We start from the raw sequence: 16399 nt of genomic DNA on the forward strand, positions 1-16399 counted from the left end.
ATAAATATACCATTCAACCCCTAAATTATTATAAAAAAAATATTTATAAAGTACTGAGTAACCGACCGCCATAAAAAATGAAATTGTTAGAACTTCTAACAAAGTTGTATTAAAAGGTAGTTTAATTTCTTTAAGCATAATCTTATCTAGTAAATTTTTGCCGAGATTATAGCCAATATTTAAATTATTTCATCCTTAATTTTAAGCATTTATCTCACTCAAACTGCTCAATAACCCCGTCCAACTCGTCCCAATCATCAAACATATCCAACTGCCCGATCTTGTACTTGTACGTTGCCCATTCCCCATCACGTGGAAAGCGCTGAATACCTGTCTCTGAACGCCAAAGCTCAATAAGTGCATCTCCATTGTCATAGTTCGGAATACCGCCTCTAGCCCATTCTGAGACCGTAGAAGCACTAGACACTGGTAGCACGTCTGCAATCTTTTCATGTGTCCATTTCAAACGGCCTAGATCCAAGATCATTCGGTTGAAGTCTGGACGCTTATAGCCACGTCGTTTGACTAGAAATTCTTTAACCTTCTTCTTTGTGCGCTGATTGATAAAACGCGTGCGCGCGCGAGGAGACTGTGCAAATACTATAGAATCAACAACTAAATCACTCATTTTTGAAGCTCCAGAACTGTAATTTTTATAAGACCGCCTTTGATAATTTCCCCACGCTTTACGCTTAATTCATCAAATTGCTCGTCGTCTACGCACAAGCCGCATTTCACAAGACTATCGATCGTTGCTTTTAAAAAGTTGTCTATGTCACGGCGTTGTTTATTGGGAAAGTGAAAAGTCACATCTAGTTTTAGACGTGCCATGGTGTTTAATTGAGGGATAGTCATAGCAACGAGGTCATGAAAATCACGACCACGATCGCTAACTTTGCATGTACGTCCAGTACCCACCCAATAATTGTTTACCGATGGTGGAGTAGATGGAATTTCACACTTTAAAATTACTTTTTCCTCTCCTTTCGTATTTGGCTCTGTAATCGCCTCTAAGGCTTTTTGATTTTCTTCATGTACCCTTGCATCATTTTTCTGCTTAGATTGCTGCAATGCCTGATTTTTTCGCTTTTCATGACGTTTTAAATGAAGTTCTAGCTCTCTTTCACTCATTCTCATGATTAAGCCCCGATTTCAGTTAATTTGTTCAGGAATGCATGACTGGCCTTACCAACGTACTGACACCATCCCCAGCCCTCACACCAAAACATCCAAAGTCCTTTTTCGTTTTTCCAAACTGTGCCGTCTGCTTCGTAGTGAGTTGCCCCTACAGGTTTGCTTTGAGAGTTCATAGGCTTGCCCCTAGATCAACCACAAAACCAAGCTCGTGCAGATATGGACCATATTTCTCTGCGTATTCAGGTTTACGGATATTTGAGCTAAATGGGAGAAGCACCACCAGTAGAAGAACCGGCCCAAGAGAAAAAACCACGAGCCCAAACCAAAAAAGCTGTAATTCAAGAAGATGATGAAAAATATCAGACACTTCTCGCAGACCTTATCGAACGCTCTAAAGTAGCAAAGACGGCAAATGAGGTTGGTGCATTAGTTAAATATACAAATGCTTGGTCTGCCGAACAGCGTGCCCCGCTTCATGAGGCAATAGCTAAACGTCTAGCAGAACTCAAAGCAAATGAGCCAGCGTCAACTCAAGAAGCGCCAGCTGTAAACGAGATTAAGTCAGCTCAGATCATTGGCGGTTTAAAAATCCAAATCGGTAATGCCCAAAATATTACTGAACTGGAAGCCGTTGCAAAGACCATTCGAGACAATAAGCCGAACATTACGCCTGACCATATGAATGATGTACTTAACGTCTATGCAGCACGTAAACAGTTTTTAGAAAATCAGCTATCCATGTTTGATACAGACGATACCCCTTGGGCTGATAAAGCGATTTCTGAAATTGAAGCAGCTAAAAACCAAGATGAAATTAACAACATTTTTATAGATCCAATGTATGAAGAGCAGTCAGAACCTGACCAACAACTCATTACTAATGCTGCACAAAAACGCGAATCAGAGCTTTTCGGTAATTAATCAGATAAGGCCGTACTAAGTGCGGCCAATTTTAAGGAGCTAAGTCATGATTGAAATAAAAATGGACTGGGGTTCAAATTGTTTTAACTGTGGTCATGCTGAAGCAGTTATCTACTCAACATCTTCAATCGTTGGTACGTTCAATGATGGGGATAAAGTTAAGTGTTCTAATTGTGGTCATGATGGTGAAATGGATGCACGTGGTGAGGATAGTGACATCTATTGGTATGAGGGATTATCTCAAGATTTGCCGCCAGCAGTAGCACAAAGCTTGAAGGAGGTGTCTTAATGGGAGCATTAAAATATACAATCACTATTGAGGCTGACTCCCCACCACAAGTCATGCTTGGGCAGAACATTGGTGGTGGTATTGTCAAAGAACTGAAAGAAGTTGAGATAGAATTAGTATCTGCTGCTAAATTAGCGGAAAAATACAATCTATCAACGACAACCATCCGTGAGCGCCTTGCATCTATTAATCAAGGTACACAAGGCAAATGCTTGTACAACCCTCGCCTAGCGCATGGCATACTCACAACAAAAAATAAAAGAGGCAGACCGAGAGCTAATTAGCTCTCACTGTCATTGAACATTTCAACTAGGTCCTGAGCGTCTGGATTGTAGTAAGTGTTAATTAATATCCCAATCGTTTTATGCCCGGTGATCTTTGCTAAAACCTCAACTGGTAATTTCCGAACCTTAACCATTCTTGTGATTGCTTCATGTCGTGAATCGTGGAAATTGATGTGAGGTAGATTCGCTCTTTTTTTAGCCCTCACCCAAGTTGCACAACATATATCCTTGTCGATCGGTACCAGAACATCGCTATCCAAAGGTAATAATGAAAGCAGGCGCTTTGCTTCTTTCGATAACGGTACATTTCGAGACTCGCCATTTTTAGTCATTGGCAGATGTACAAAACCATCTCTCAAGTCTGTTCTACGCATTGCCAGTATTTCACCTTGTCGCATTGCTGTTTCAAGCGCAAATAGAAATGCCCATGCCACATAGTGCTTTGACTTCTCAGGTGTAGACACACCATCCCAATCCAGCGCTTTGAGCAATACTCCTTGCTGTTCAGGCATGATTCGCTGATTTCGTGATTTTTCCTTACTTGGCATCGGTACAGTTTGCCAAACATTCGACTCAATTAAAAAAAGCTCTTTCAAGGCATAAGTGAAAACAGCCGAATAGATAGCATGCTCATTTCTTAAAGTTGATACTTTGACTTCCTTTTTCCGTTTATTTCTCCACTCAACAATGTCGCTGGGTTTAAAATCGTAAATAGACTTATCGGCAACATTGGGTGCAATGCGATCAAGGTTTTTAATCTTGAGCATAATTGTTCTAGCAGATCGCATATGCCTGCCATGCTCTTGATAGTACTTATCGCATAATTGCCGAAATGGGTATGCTGGCTTTATTCCTTGTTCTAGATTAGCCTTACCTGTTTTAAGCTCCAGCAGCTTGATTGATGCCCAGTGCTCACACTCTTTTGCTGTATCTCTCGTCACTGAGTATCGCTGCTTGTCAAAAGTTACAGTGATACGCCAAGTTGACCCACGTTGTATTGGTTTCGGAAGCTTCATTTTTCTTGGTGTAGATTTGGTGCAGATTGCCTTTTATTCTATCGAGAATGTAGTAAAAGGAAAGAAAATACAGGGAATTTCGTGCAGATAGAAAATGGATTTTTGTTGTTTGATATTCAAATCAAGTTAATAACTTATTGTTTTTAAATATTTATTTTTAAATTAATTTTTATCTTTGGTGCTAAATTCTTTAGATACCACCTAAAATCATTGTATACTACCTTTTTATTATGAAGTCCGAATGTACCAAGCAAGGTTTGGACATTCCTCTAGTGAAGTTTGATGAGTACTTTATTACTAATTACCTCCGCACCGAGTTCAATTCATGCATGGCATGCTCTAGGTTTAGCGCAAGCACTGCATACGAAAAATGAACCCTTTCGAGTGTTTTTCTACCAAGATGCTGTTCAAGTTGCCAATGCCCTGCAATGGGTACCTGACGACCAACGGAATCTATGTTCTGAGTGGCAAAAACTCGCCATTCGCCTGCCTGTTTGTGTAAGTGCAGCTTTGGCCCGAGGAATTACCGATGCCGAAAATGCACAGCGTCATCAGTTAGCACAGCATAATCTTGCTACAGGTTTTGACTTGGTAGGCCTAGGGGAACTGGCCGATGCCGTTCAGTCTGCAGAGCGCTTAATTCAATTCTAAGTGCTAAGTTTTCAAGAATTTGTTGCTTTTAAAAGGTATATTGTGTGAAATCTGTACTGGTTATTTTAACCCAAGCCAATTTGAACTCTTTGCAGGTGCATGAAAGCCTGTCTGCAACGATGGTTCTTGCGACTTTTGGCTGTGAAGTCAAGGTCTTATTACAAGATGCGGCACTCAGCTTATTAAACAATGCTCAGTCATTTGAACCCTTAAAGCATGCTTTTAAACTGGCTTCCAACATGGTTGATAGCTTTGAGTTTTATGACCTGAGCCCAATTTGGATTGAAACTAAGAATCAAGCTTCTGCCTTTGTTCAACAAACAGAGCAAGAAATTGAATGTGTTGAACTTAATGCCAATTTAATACAACAGTTTGCCCATGTATTATATTGGTAAGGAAACAACTATGAGCAAAACACTTTATCTCGTGCAGTCTCCATTTTCCGCGACGGAACAAGCGCTGAGTAAATTACAAAACCTATATCAATCAGGGGATGATGTGGTTTTAATGGGTGATGCAGCCCTGTATATACAGCATACTTTTATTCAGCAGCTAGCTTGTGTATTTGTGCTTGAACAGGATGCTGAAAATATTGCTGCTATCCATTCGAGTAACCTAGAAACCATCAGCTATGCTAGGTTTGCTGAGCTATGCTTAAACCATAGTCGTTGTATCAGTTTAAAATAATTTTGAGTGTTTAGATGAATTTAGAATTAGACCAAGATGGTCATTTGGTTGATTACACCATTTGGAATCAAGAGGTTGCAAAAGAGTTAGCAAAATCTTTAGAGCTTGAATTAACTGATTGGCACTTTGAAATCCTCATAGCAGTGCGTCAATTTTACCAACAGTTTGGACACTCACCTGCAACACGTCCGCTGATTAAGTTTTTAATGAAAACAGTCAGTGCAGACATCAATAATGCCATACTGCAAGAAAAGTTTAATACTGGACTTGTAGCGCGCCATCTGAGCCGTTTGGCAGGCGTGCCAAAACCTGCAAACTGTTTATAAGATTAAGCTTGTTTAATGTCTGATTGAACTGCTAAAGCATCGACATAAACCTGTGTCGGTATCGCTTTGATGTCTTTGGCATGTATGGCATCACTACATTCGTTACAAACCAAATGTGGCTGAATGCTATGCCCACAGGTTTTATGAATAAATTGCATGGGACGACCTAAGCCCTCGTCCATCCATTGATCGGCCCATGTTGCCATGGACATCAGCACTGGGTATAAAGCCAAACCTTTTTCAGTCAGACAATATTCAAAGCGCTCTTGACGATCTGTATAGGGTCTTTTCTCCAAAATATCATGTTCAACCAAGCGCTTTAAACGCTCAGAAAGCACATGGCGAGTGACACCTAAGTTTTGTTGAAAACTTTCAAAACGGCGTGCACCCAAGAATGCATTTCGTAAAATCAACATCGTCCACCGATCGCCAATCACTGACAGCGTTCGTGCAATTGAACACGGTTGTTCCCCGATCTCATCCCATTTCATTGTAAAAAACCAAGTCTCTCTTAGGTCTAACGTTAAAAGATTTAAGACCATAAGAAAAGCTCTTTTTACCCAGCTTTTCTTATGTTGTTTTCACATTTAAGTCGGCTCAAAAACATCTGAACGTCATGAAGGCTTAAGCACAGCTCATTTCAGTATTTTGGGGTTGGTCAGGGATCATAAAGTCTTCCATTCCCAGCTCACCTTTTTGATATTCATTGAGACGTTTTTGAATAACATAATACAGCGCTTTTTTGTGCGCTTTTGACAGGTTCATCTGTTGAAGTTGTTTCTTCAAATGCCCTAACAACAGATCTATGGGCTGTTCCTCTTCTTCCATCAAATACAAATAGCCAAAGATCGCACCACTTAATAGTGCTTCAAAAGAAAATCCATGCGAGACATTGTACGCGACCGATGAAAATACACGTTCAAATGCACTCAACTTACGCAGTGGATCACGCCCAACCCGACTACATGGATCTTTATAGGCATACTGGCAAGACTGATCAAAACTTCGGGCTAAGCGCGTTAAATCATTTTTGCGTTTTGGCAGGTAATGCGTCAGACCCTGCGTTACTTCTGCAAGCAGTTTTTCAACGTAGTACTGTACTCGCGGGTCGCCCATCGCTACACCAATGGTCTGATGCCCGAGTAGGCTGGCATACCACGCAGTCATGGCATGTACGCCATTCCATAAGCGGTTTTTAATGAGCTGAATATCTGAAATTTGATCTACCAAGATCATTTGACGCATTTTACTGAGTAAGGGACTTTTGTTTTCCACATAGATCGGCATATCCATTTCAGCATTGAAAAGAATTAAATCCATATGTTGTAAAATATGACTCGGTTGAAAATTTTGTCTTAAATCTTCTACATATTCACTGGCACGGCGTTCTTGTTCTGCACTGAGTTTACTGACATCTTCAACTTCAATTTGATTACTCTCGTCATCAAGTTGATATTGCTTAAAAATATTGTATTTAATGCACAGTTGACGATATAGGTTTTTATCGCTCAGCTTAGACACCATGCGGTTGACTACCGTATCGCAGAAATAGTGCTGCTCTAAAATAAAATCAGCAACAGCATGGTCTGTTAACTCTACCAATGCTTTACGTACCTGCTCTAAAACTAACTGCTTGGCACCAATTTTATTTAAGATAATTAACAGCGTCAGTGGAGTTTGAACTTGCTCATCTTGCGCCAGATAGCGTGCATAGAGGCCCTGTGCAATGGTCGCTGCTTCACTGGCTAAAGCATTTTCAGCTAGACAAATCGCAATTAAACTCGACTCGACATACATGGCATGCATCTGCTGTAAGTCTTCAGCATCAATAATATGCATATTTTCAATACGCTCATCATAAGACACTTGCCCATAGCGAATACAATACGCCCCAAAAGCGTTTACAGCTGAACGGTATAAACTGTTTCGGGTAGATGCATAGATTTTTTTAGGACGCGTATAGCCATCCCAATGCGACAGGATTTGTGCAATATAGCCTCCGCCAATGGCACCAAATCCATGAATTCCCACGGTCAGTTGATTTAAAGTTTGGGGAAAGCTTTCTTGTAAATTAGGCATTTCCAGATGTGAGCTGTAGATATCTAATTCCGTTAGATAGTCATACATATTTTCAAAATAATAATTGGTATGTGCCAACATGCTTGCATTGGGTTCTTTAATATCTTTAAACAGTACACAGATGCCCCCAGCATCACGTGCCGAGCGGATACCATTTTCAGAGTCTTCAAACATAAAACACTGCGCAGGTTCCAGGTTCAGTTTTTGCGCTGCACTTAAAAAAATTTCAGGATGTGGTTTCCCTTTTTCAACCTCATCACCACAGACCAAAACATCAAAAAACTTATAAACATTGGCATTGATTAAATACTCTTCAGCAATCGCTCTTCGACTAGAGGTCGCCACGGCCATACGTAATCCTGCTTTACGTAAGCGTTCTAGAACTTGTACCAAACCTTTTTTAATCGGCACACCATATTGGCGCACTGTTTCTAATTCTAATTCATCTGCCCGTTTACGAATCTCTGCATAGGGAACTTCCTGTCCATATTGCTTTTGCGCCAAGGCTTCCGCACTTCGGGCGCTTAAGCCTAAACATGCCATAAGATAGGCATCTGAAAACTCAACCCCAATTAGCTCTTTGGATGCCTGTTTCAAGGTTTGAAACCGTAAACGCTCGGTATCAAACATTGTTCCATCCATGTCAAAAAGCGCACCGTGCACAATATCATTCTTAAATTTGAACATTTAGCCTCCGTTTTTATGTTTGCACTTAGACTATACAAAAATCGGGCACAGAGACTCTGATCTGATTTTATGAAACATTTTTGTTTACTTATTAACCAATAAATTAGTATTTAGACATTTTTTTGTAAACGTAAGGTAACACTAGGTAATCAAAACGTAACTAGAGTGATCATTTTTTAATAAAGCGTGTCTGAAGATGAAATATCTAAAAATGAATTTGATCTTTATATTCATCAACGATCGATAACCATGCACGAGTTGCAGGATTCATCACTACGGTTGAATTCCATGCCATATTTAAGTTCCACCTCAAGCTAGGTTGTTCCACTAAACTGACACTGAATTTTACGCGATCTAACTGCTCACAATAAATTTGCGGCAATAAAGCAATACCGACACCTGACTCGACCATTTTGGCAATAAAGTCCCACTGGCTACTTTTGCATAACACTTTGGGTTCAAAACCAGCCGCCATCGCCGCATCTAGAATCACATGGTTTAAAGTAAAGGTGTCTGCATACAGTAAAAATGACTCTTCTTGAAGTTCAGCAAACTGCACCACATCGCGCTTTCTCCACTGTGAATCGTAGTTAGAAAGCAAACACAAAGGTGAATCGATAATTTGAATGCCTTGAATGCTGGGTTTTAACTCGCCCAATAAAATCCCAACGTCAATTTTTTTGGCCAAAATGGCTTCTTCAATGCCTGTTGCACCGACTTCTAAAAAGTTCAACTCAATGTTGGGATACAATTTGTGAAATTTAACAATTAAGGAACTCAACAATACTGAGCCTAAAGGTGGTAAACCCAATCTCAGCACACCTTGTTTCAACCCACGAATTTGATCTGCAGCTTCAAAGATCTGTTGCTCCTGCTGCAAAATCTGCACAGCATGTAAATAGACTTGTTCTCCCATATAGGTCAGTTTGACTTCTCGCTTACGCCCTGCCTCGCCTTTATGAAATAGAGGCAGTCCTATCTCGTCTTCTAATTGTTTTAAAGATTTACTAATAGTGGGTTGAGTGACAGATAGTTCCTCCGCAGCAAGGCTAAAACTGTGACTTTTCACCAGCTGCACAAATATTTTTAGCGCTTTAAAATCCAAAATTATTCCAAATAAGCATAATTATTATTTTATTATTCATAATTATAAGATCAGGTCAAACTTAAAATAACACCAACAACTTATACCCTGTGGTCTTCCAATGCGTTCGTTCAAATTGCCTTATCGTTCTACTCTTCAAGTAGGTTTGCTGATTGGGATTTGGTATATCGGAACGCTGATACAAGTCGCCCTGTCTTTACCGATATCAGGTGGGGTCGTGGGTCTAACGCTTTTACTTATTTCTCTGTTAGCGGGTGTATTTAAGCTGGACTGGATTAAGTCAGGTTCGGATCTACTTTTAGCTGAACTGTTATTGTTTTTTATTCCTTGTATTATTGGCTTAATCAAATATAAACATCTTTTTCTCACCCAAGGTTGGCAACTGGTTTTATCTATTGTCCTTGGGACCATTTGCGTTATGACCTGTACTGCTTACTGTGTTTTCTTGGGCTTTAAGCTTGAGGCCAAGTTTCAAAAAAAGCCGAAGCAATCACATCAGCTGAAAAGTCAAATTTAAGGAACGATCATGCATATTCATTTCGTTGCCTTGATCTGTTTTATCGGAACGTTACTGGCCTATCTTTGGGGTAAAAAGTTTTATCAGAAACACCCGTATGTATTGCTCTCACCAGCGGTTTTTATTCCCTGTCTGATTATTTTATGTCTGGCGTTTTTCAATATTCAGTACGACAACTATATGTACTACAGCAAATGGTTAGTCTGGATGTTAGGTCCTGCAACGGTCGCATTTGCCATCCCGATCTATGAATATCGCAAAGTCATTCAGCAGCATGCTTTTTCGATTGCTTTAGGCATTATCGTGGGTATGTTGGTTGGCGTAGTCAGCTCTTTTTACTTGGCACGTTTGTTCCATTTTGATGCTGTGACCAGTTACAGTCTGATGAGCCGCTCTATCTCTACCCCTTTTGCCATGGAAGTCACGCAAGCCGTCGGAGGCTCAGTCGAGCTGGTGATTTTATTCACTGTGATTACAGGTATCGTTGGTGGACTCTTGGCTAACAGCGTATTGCTTGTTCTAAAATTGGATTCTAAATTTGCTCAAGGTGCATCATTGGGTAGTGCCGCACATGGTTTTGGTACCAGCACTGCTTTCAAACGTCATAAAGAAGAAGGCGTCGCGGCCTGCCTCAGTATGGTTTTGGCAGGTATCTTTATGGTTCTTTTTGGCCCAAGTTTAATTCACGCTGTCGTTTATCTTCTTGGTTAAACATCATCAATAAAGGATCTCATACCACACTACTGAGATCCTTGTTTGCTTGTATATGTTTGAAGCTAAAGTACAGCATTAGCCCCATCATCAATGCCAATAAAAAATAATAGGGTAAATGTTGATTCCACTGATATAAGCCTGTACTTAGTAAAGGTGCAAAAACGAAACTCAGTGCTTGCGTAGCTGTGCATAAACTAGCAATTTTAGTTTGTAGCGTGGTTGGTGCGGTTTGGGCTGCCCCTGTGGTAAAAGCTGGGATTAAACAGGCCACGGCGATTCCGTAAAAAATATAAGCCGCTTGGAAAGTCCAAATCTGACTGGCACTCAGTGAAAGTATTAAACCCAAAACCATCGTCACAAGACCGACCCAAAGCAATTGTTTAATCGACCACTTAAACCATTTTGAAATCGCCAATTGCATCAAAACGAGCGCTATCCCCACAATCAATGAACACTGAGAAAAATACACTGCACTCTGATACGTGTCGAAATGGAATCGATCTTGGATATAAAAACCAGCAGTTAAATTCAGGGTGACAATAGCGACATATAAGCTAAAACCCAGCAACAACCAAATCCCTAATTTTGACCATTGCAGCTTTTCTGTCGGGTAGTCTTGTAATTTAGCTGTGGTATCCTCCCGTTCTTGTGTCTGTGATGCTTGCTTCCTTTGAAAGCCCAGTACAATCCAAGCCGCCATAGCCGTTAAAATAGCCACTGCACCCCATAACGGTGTCAACATACTCCATGTCAGCAATAATGTCGTCGCTAAAGGGCCAATCACCACACCTAAGCTGTTCAGCGCGCCAAACTTCGCCATATTCTGACTACGTTCCTGCTCACTTTGAAAAGCCGTCATAACATAACTTTGCAGCGCAATTTGTGGCATCGCCATAAAAAAGCCAGTACTGGCACGGGTCAATATCAGTAAGCTAAACAAAACAGCAAATGAAATGGCATAACTCAGTCCATAGCTGAGTACCGCCGCAAATAAGCCCCAAGTGATTGCCATACCGATAAAACCGATACTTAACAATTGATAAATGCTGAATTTTTGAGTTTGTTTAGAAATATAAATAGCTGAAATGGCCATCACCAAAGCACCAGCCGAAACCAATGCTCCACCTTGCAGTTCAGTCAGCCCCAGTTGCCGAATAAACGGTGCAAGTAAAGGTAAAATCATCGAAAAACAAGCGCCATTGGCAAGGCTGCCTGCAATAAAGATTTTGTTATTGCTATTCATTTTATTATTTAAACCATTTCTTAAAGCGAGATTACAAAGCAAAGAGGTAGCTGAAAGCTACCTCTGGTTGTGCAATTAATATTTTAATATATAGCTCAGACCATAGGTTCGACCTTGAGCTGCTAAGCTTGAAATGGCGCCATAGATTGGTGCGACAGCCTGACTAAATACAGTTTTATAGTCTGCATTCCATACGTTATACACACCAAAGCCCACAGTACCAGGACCTGCTTTGGCATTGGCTATAACGTCCATTGTTGCGAAACCTTTGATTTCAGCAGGAAGCGTTGAACCATACTTTACCGCATCTTTTTTGGCTTTATCTGTACCACCGATAGCAAGAGATTGAACGCGCAGGCTCATATCGTTGTTAAACTGCCACTCAGAAAATGCCGTGCCTTTCAGTGGTGCAACACGAATTGCGTCTAGCTCTTGCCACTTTCCTGCGGTATTTTTAAACTGTCCGCGGGTATAAGCCATGGTTCCACCCACTGTCCAATTCGGTTGTAGTCGATAGGATACATTTCCTTCAACCCCATAAACGCGCTCGTCCGTATCAATTACTTCAATGTTGTAGTTTGGAATACCGTTGAACTTAACCACCTTGTCTGAATCATTATAGAAAGCTGTTAGCCCCAAATTCGAACCTGATTCAGCTTGCAAACGCCAACCCAACTCATAGTTATTGACTTTAATCGGCTCAATATTATTGCTCGTTACTACAAAACTGGCTGGTACATCGCGAAGCATACGTTGTACATCTGGTAAGCTAAAGCCCTGTGAAAAATTCGCAAAGACTTGCTGAGCATCGGTTAAATGGAAAACACCACCGATATTAAATAAAGTTGCATCGTGCTTAATCTTTCCACCTTTTAGAGCCTTAGCATCATAGCCATAACCTAATTCTGCCAAAATATCGGCAGGAATAGCTTCTCGATATGGTGTTGAATCAGAGACTTCACTATCAATTCTTTCATGGCGAATACCCGCTTGCATGTTGAAGCGATCTGTCAGGTTATAATCACCTTGCAAGTAGAAACCGAGTTTATTATTTTCAAAATCAGGTCCAAATTTATAATCTTTGACTGCGGTATGCTTTAAACCATTACTATTATAGAAATCATCAAAGTCATAACGGGTTACATACGCTTTGTTTTTTTCATTTTCATAGTCCACACCATAATTCAAGTTTAAAATACGGTCATTGAGCGTAAAGTCTTTACTCAACATCAAACGCGTACCAGCAACATCAATTTCATTAGAGGATTGCACTACACCATAACCATAACGAATTGCATTTAGAAAATCTGGTGACCTTGGGTCTGCATAGTTCGGATAAAGTTGTGCTAATGCACCATTTAAAGAGCTATTACCAAGTGGTGAAACTGTTGGGAACCAACGGCCTTTTTCTTTACGGTAATAAGCCTCTGCATTTAAAGCATGTCCCAAGATATCCTCATTTTGATATTGAGTATTAACACCCCATCTTTCAGTCTGTGGCTGCTCAGACAATTCTAGACCTTTGACTGCTTTTAAAGACGGCGCTGTTCTAAAAATAAGATTGGCTAAATTATAAGGACCGTATGTACCATAGTCTGCCCCATATTCGCTGTCTTGTTCATCTTTAAAATATTGCGCACCAAAACTTAAGCTTTGACTATCTGAAATATTCCACGTCAAACGACCATTGAGGTCTAATGTGTCCGTATCTTGGCGGTCTGTCTGTGCAACCTCAGGTCCTATGCGATTGCCATGGCTATCCTGAATTTCACCGCGAGTGGTGTAACTTGCACCGAAAGCTCCTTGCAATGCACCTTGATTAAATAAGACACTTTGTGATGCTTCATAAGCCATAGCATCTGATTTAAAGTTATTACCCGCCGTTACCCCAATTTTAGTTTCAAAGCTAATTGGGTCTTGACCACCACGTTTAGTAATAATATTAATAATCCCGCCTGTTGCTCCAGCGCCATAAATACTGGTCGCCCCTGAAACCACCTCAATACGTTCAATCATAGACGGTTGAATGCTATTTAGTTGGCGCGAACCATCACGTGAACCCGTTTGTGGCACACCATCAATCATGTACTGCACCACACGACCACGCATGGTCATGCCATAGTTTGAGGTTGTTCCGCTACTCGGTGTAAGAGATGGAACCAGTGTTCCCAAAATATCGGCAATGCTCTTGCCAGCATTGGCCTGTTTTTCAATTTCAGCTTGGTCAATGCTGTAAACTGTCCCCGCATTATCCGCAATACTCTTTGCGGATCGGGTTGCTGTCACCACAATCGGTGCAAGTTGTGTGGTTTCTTTTTGTTGGACCCCAACACTGCTCGTCTGACTTGCTGAATTTGTTAGAACGTTATCTTGAGCATATAACTGTGTACATACAGCCAGTGTTAAACAAGTCAACTGCGTAGGTAACATAAAACGGTTCATTTCTTTTTCCTTTTATTAAATTTCTTGATTCAACAGTTTTTGTTGAGTTTTTTGATGACGTGCAATGATGTATTGGCTCAGTAGTACACTGACTACAGACGCAACCGCCAACACCACATAAAAATTGCCATAGCCAAGTGCTTTGGCTAAAAAGCCCGATACGGCTCCCCCGAGGAAATAAACCAACAGTTCAAAGCACACTAAAATGGTGAAATCAGTGCCTGCCTGTTCTTTGGAACTGCTTTGCATGAAATAGGCATATAACGAAGTCATCGCGACATAACGAATCGCAAGCATGACAATGACAAATCCCCCCAAGAGCAGATGCCACTGGTTTAACCAACCCAAAATAATGGCTGCACCAATCAGCCCATACAACGCTGTTCGGCACCACCCCGCCCAAATAAGCAATTGTGTAGCCTGAATTTTTTTCAGTAAAAATGCGGCACTCACAGCAGCCAACAAACCAACACCTGCTCCAATCACAGACATCAGTAGCCCAATTTGGGCAAGCGTCCATTTTTGGTCAATCAGCATTGGATTGAGCATCGCCATTGCCGGTGCTTCTACCACGCGATAACACAGGATCAGTGCCAAGGCAGATAAAATTTCAGGGCGTTTAAAAGCACGGACTAAGCTTGGAGCTTGTTTGGCAATATTTGTCTGTTCGTTTGTATTTTCTTGAATATAAAAAACAGCAAACATCGTTAAAGCGGTCATAAGTGCTAAACATACCAATGCACTTTCCCAGCCATAGTACTGGTAGAGCCACAGTGTTGCTGCGCCCCCCAACATACTCCCCAAAGCGACTCCTATACTCTGAGCCATACTGCCTAGGCGGTAATCAGACGCTGAAAAAGTTTCTACGGTATAACCATCTATGGCAATGTCTTGGGTCGCCGCAAAGCTTGAAATCCACAAACCAATCACAACAAACACCACCAGCCCGTAAGAGAACTGGGTAAAGGCCAAGGCCAATACTCCAAGTACCAGTGCTACTTGTGTAAAGAGCAACCATGTTTTTCGTTTACCTAACTTTTTGATATAAAGCCGGTCGATGAGTGGTGCCCATAAAAACTTAAACGCCCATGGAATATAAAGCAGCGACAGCATTCCAATCCAACGTAAATCTACCCCCTGATGTCGCAAAATAGCGGGCAATGCCACATTGTAAAAATACAAAGGCAAGGCATGTGCCAGATATAAAACAATGACAACGGCTAAGCTCAAAGCTGAGATTTGGCGTGTTGCTCTTTGTATATTTAGGTTTTGCATATCCACCTCTGCACTGCCCATTGCAGTGCATCAGAATGATCAAGTGTGACGTAGTAAGGCACCCGCCATGCAGCATGCAGTGAAGGTGTATTCAGTCGTTGTTGATCGGTTGGGTCTTGTGCAATTCGAACCAGACCCAAGCAATATTGAAAAAAAAGTTGTTTGTATTTTTTGTACCAAACCGCTTGCAGTTGACGGTATTCCTCAGGAAATTCCGTACCGATATCGGTTTGCATGACCAAAACAAAATGCTGTTTCTTTAAGAAAAAACGTTCGACTTGGCTAAGCCATTGTTCAAATTCAGCGACAGTGACATGCGCCGAAAAGCGCATGTCCATGATTTGTATATGTTCTGAGCTATAGCTCATGTAATTTCCTCAGTCCTATTGAGTGGGTTATGGTTTTGCATAAATGCATTTGAATCAGTTAAATACCCTCCAAATTTTTCATAGAATTTTTGTTTAAAGCAGTAATACAACATGGCCGTTTTTTCAGGCATTGGGATCAAGCGCTGCGCCTCATAGCACATTTCTTCGACCACTGCGGCATAGGGTTTAACCGTATGGTCAGGCTCCCCGACAATTTTGTCGGAGGGTGCATTTTCAAAAATATAGAAACCTAATAGCCGCATTACTGGACGCAAGTAGCCTTTGCCAAAAGCCGACTTTTCACCAAACAGTAAGTGCCACCCGAGGTCTAAATCATCACCATCGTAATAGCGTCCTAGACGGTCACGCTTGCCTTCATAGATTTCGGTATAACCCACATCCTGCCCATCCACCCCAACGATCAACAAACTGTGATGGTCATCGGCCAGCATTTTTTCAAAATACACCGCGAGATCAATTTCAGACTTATTCAGCTGCCACTGTGGAATAACATGAGGCTCATGCATCCATTTATGTAACAGTGCTAAGTCCTGCGGATACTGTACTTGGCGCAAGTAAAATTGCGTCTCATTCTCATAGTATTCGTAAAAGTCGGGAAGTTGCTGTGAAAGTGTTTTCATATGGTAGTCTGCTAAAT

21 protein-coding genes are annotated in these 16399 nt (G+C 41.1%); 9 read left to right on the top strand and 12 right to left on the bottom strand.

The features are described from left to right. Positions 1-214: 214 nt before the first annotated feature. Genes GVX98_RS06540 through GVX98_RS16750 form a run of 3 tightly spaced genes read right to left on the bottom strand, consistent with a single transcriptional unit; the run spans position 215 to position 1310 of the window. Positions 215-628 (bottom strand): hypothetical protein, encoded by a 414-nt coding sequence (locus tag GVX98_RS06540; protein WP_159127577.1) that lies wholly within the window; start codon positions 626-628, stop codon positions 215-217. Beyond that, positions 625-1137 (bottom strand): RusA family crossover junction endodeoxyribonuclease, encoded by a 513-nt coding sequence (locus GVX98_RS06545; protein WP_159127578.1) that lies wholly within the window; start codon positions 1135-1137, stop codon positions 625-627. Before GVX98_RS06545 ends, GVX98_RS06540 begins: the two co-directional genes overlap by 4 nt. Before the next feature lie 2 nt (positions 1138-1139). Then, positions 1140-1310, bottom strand: a complete 171-nt coding sequence (locus tag GVX98_RS16750; RefSeq protein WP_171503306.1) for a hypothetical protein — start codon at positions 1308-1310, stop codon at positions 1140-1142. 91 nt (positions 1311-1401) lie between these two features. On the opposite strand from GVX98_RS16750, the gene GVX98_RS06550 reads away from it, so the two are divergent. Genes GVX98_RS06550 through GVX98_RS06560 form a run of 3 tightly spaced genes read left to right on the top strand, consistent with a single transcriptional unit; the run spans position 1402 to position 2631 of the window. Further along, positions 1402-2058: a hypothetical protein gene (locus tag GVX98_RS06550; protein WP_216070679.1), complete on the top strand. Its 657-nt coding sequence runs from the start codon at positions 1402-1404 to the stop codon at positions 2056-2058. 46 nt (positions 2059-2104) lie between these two features. Continuing rightward, entirely contained in the window at positions 2105-2347 is a 243-nt protein-coding gene (locus tag GVX98_RS06555) for a hypothetical protein (RefSeq protein ID WP_159127579.1), read from the top strand. Beyond that, positions 2347-2631 carry an HTH domain-containing protein gene (locus tag GVX98_RS06560; protein ID WP_159127580.1) on the top strand — a complete coding sequence of 95 codons (285 nt, stop codon included), beginning with the start codon at positions 2347-2349 and terminating at the stop codon, positions 2629-2631. The genes GVX98_RS06555 and GVX98_RS06560 overlap by 1 nt, the downstream gene beginning before the upstream one ends. Here the strand turns inward: GVX98_RS06560 and GVX98_RS06565 are convergent. After that, positions 2628-3647: a site-specific integrase gene (locus tag GVX98_RS06565; protein ID WP_159127581.1), complete on the bottom strand. Its 1020-nt coding sequence runs from the start codon at positions 3645-3647 to the stop codon at positions 2628-2630. The two genes, GVX98_RS06560 and GVX98_RS06565, sit on opposite strands and share 4 nt — an antisense overlap. A 282-nt stretch (positions 3648-3929) precedes the next feature. Here GVX98_RS06565 and tusD point away from each other — a divergent pair, with 282 nt between their 5' ends. Genes tusD through GVX98_RS06585 form a run of 4 tightly spaced genes read left to right on the top strand, consistent with a single transcriptional unit; the run spans position 3930 to position 5311 of the window. Then, positions 3930-4298 (top strand): sulfurtransferase complex subunit TusD, encoded by a 369-nt coding sequence (gene tusD / locus GVX98_RS06570; protein ID WP_004979940.1) that lies wholly within the window; start codon positions 3930-3932, stop codon positions 4296-4298. Positions 4299-4342: 44 nt separating this feature from the next. Next, a complete protein-coding gene (locus GVX98_RS06575) occupies positions 4343-4693 on the top strand; it encodes a hypothetical protein (protein ID WP_004979941.1) in 351 nt (116 codons plus the stop codon). 10 nt (positions 4694-4703) lie between these two features. Beyond that, positions 4704-4985 carry a DsrH/TusB family sulfur metabolism protein gene (locus GVX98_RS06580; protein WP_004979943.1) on the top strand — a complete coding sequence of 94 codons (282 nt, stop codon included), beginning with the start codon at positions 4704-4706 and terminating at the stop codon, positions 4983-4985. A gap of 14 nt (positions 4986-4999) precedes the next feature. Continuing rightward, positions 5000-5311: a TusE/DsrC/DsvC family sulfur relay protein gene (locus GVX98_RS06585; RefSeq protein ID WP_159127582.1), complete on the top strand. Its 312-nt coding sequence runs from the start codon at positions 5000-5002 to the stop codon at positions 5309-5311. A 2-nt stretch (positions 5312-5313) separates the two neighbouring features. Here GVX98_RS06585 and GVX98_RS06590 read toward each other — a convergent pair whose 3' ends face one another. The 3 genes from GVX98_RS06590 to GVX98_RS06600 form a co-directional block, all read right to left on the bottom strand. Further along, positions 5314-5802, bottom strand: a complete 489-nt coding sequence (locus GVX98_RS06590) for a helix-turn-helix domain-containing protein (RefSeq protein ID WP_159127583.1) — start codon at positions 5800-5802, stop codon at positions 5314-5316. Positions 5803-5935: 133 nt separating this feature from the next. Continuing rightward, positions 5936-8077: a bifunctional mannitol-1-phosphate dehydrogenase/phosphatase gene (gene mtlD, locus GVX98_RS06595; RefSeq protein WP_159127584.1), complete on the bottom strand. Its 2142-nt coding sequence runs from the start codon at positions 8075-8077 to the stop codon at positions 5936-5938. Between the two features lie 205 nt (positions 8078-8282). After that, positions 8283-9182 carry a LysR substrate-binding domain-containing protein gene (locus GVX98_RS06600; protein WP_159127585.1) on the bottom strand — a complete coding sequence of 300 codons (900 nt, stop codon included), beginning with the start codon at positions 9180-9182 and terminating at the stop codon, positions 8283-8285. A 100-nt stretch (positions 9183-9282) separates the two neighbouring features. On the opposite strand from GVX98_RS06600, the gene GVX98_RS06605 reads away from it, so the two are divergent. Together GVX98_RS06605 and GVX98_RS06610 are read left to right on the top strand one after the other, a co-directional pair. Continuing rightward, complete coding sequence (locus tag GVX98_RS06605) at positions 9283-9699, top strand: CidA/LrgA family protein (protein WP_114837029.1); 417 nt, start codon at positions 9283-9285, stop codon at positions 9697-9699. A 9-nt stretch (positions 9700-9708) separates the two neighbouring features. Further along, positions 9709-10410 (top strand): LrgB family protein, encoded by a 702-nt coding sequence (locus tag GVX98_RS06610; RefSeq protein WP_159127586.1) that lies wholly within the window; start codon positions 9709-9711, stop codon positions 10408-10410. Between the two features lie 19 nt (positions 10411-10429). Here the strand turns inward: GVX98_RS06610 and GVX98_RS06615 are convergent, their stop codons facing one another. From GVX98_RS06615 to GVX98_RS06635, 5 genes are all read right to left on the bottom strand, one after another. Further along, on the bottom strand, positions 10430-11656 hold the full coding sequence (locus GVX98_RS06615; RefSeq protein ID WP_159127587.1) for an MFS transporter: 1227 nt from the start codon (positions 11654-11656) through the stop codon (positions 10430-10432). A gap of 75 nt (positions 11657-11731) precedes the next feature. Then, positions 11732-14098, bottom strand: coding sequence for a TonB-dependent receptor (locus GVX98_RS06620; RefSeq protein WP_159127588.1), 2367 nt, complete (start codon positions 14096-14098; stop codon positions 11732-11734). 15 nt (positions 14099-14113) lie between these two features. Then, a complete protein-coding gene (locus tag GVX98_RS06625) occupies positions 14114-15373 on the bottom strand; it encodes an MFS transporter (protein ID WP_159127589.1) in 1260 nt (419 codons plus the stop codon). Next, positions 15361-15741: a hypothetical protein gene (locus tag GVX98_RS06630; protein ID WP_004979960.1), complete on the bottom strand. Its 381-nt coding sequence runs from the start codon at positions 15739-15741 to the stop codon at positions 15361-15363. The genes GVX98_RS06625 and GVX98_RS06630 overlap by 13 nt, the downstream gene beginning before the upstream one ends. Next, entirely contained in the window at positions 15738-16382 is a 645-nt protein-coding gene (locus tag GVX98_RS06635; RefSeq protein ID WP_159127590.1) for a GNAT family N-acetyltransferase, read from the bottom strand. Before GVX98_RS06635 ends, GVX98_RS06630 begins: the two co-directional genes overlap by 4 nt. Positions 16383-16399: the final 17 nt, after the last annotated feature.

Source organism: Acinetobacter sp. 8I-beige (genome assembly GCF_902505955.1).
Lineage (GTDB): Bacteria > Pseudomonadota > Gammaproteobacteria > Pseudomonadales > Moraxellaceae > Acinetobacter > Acinetobacter johnsonii.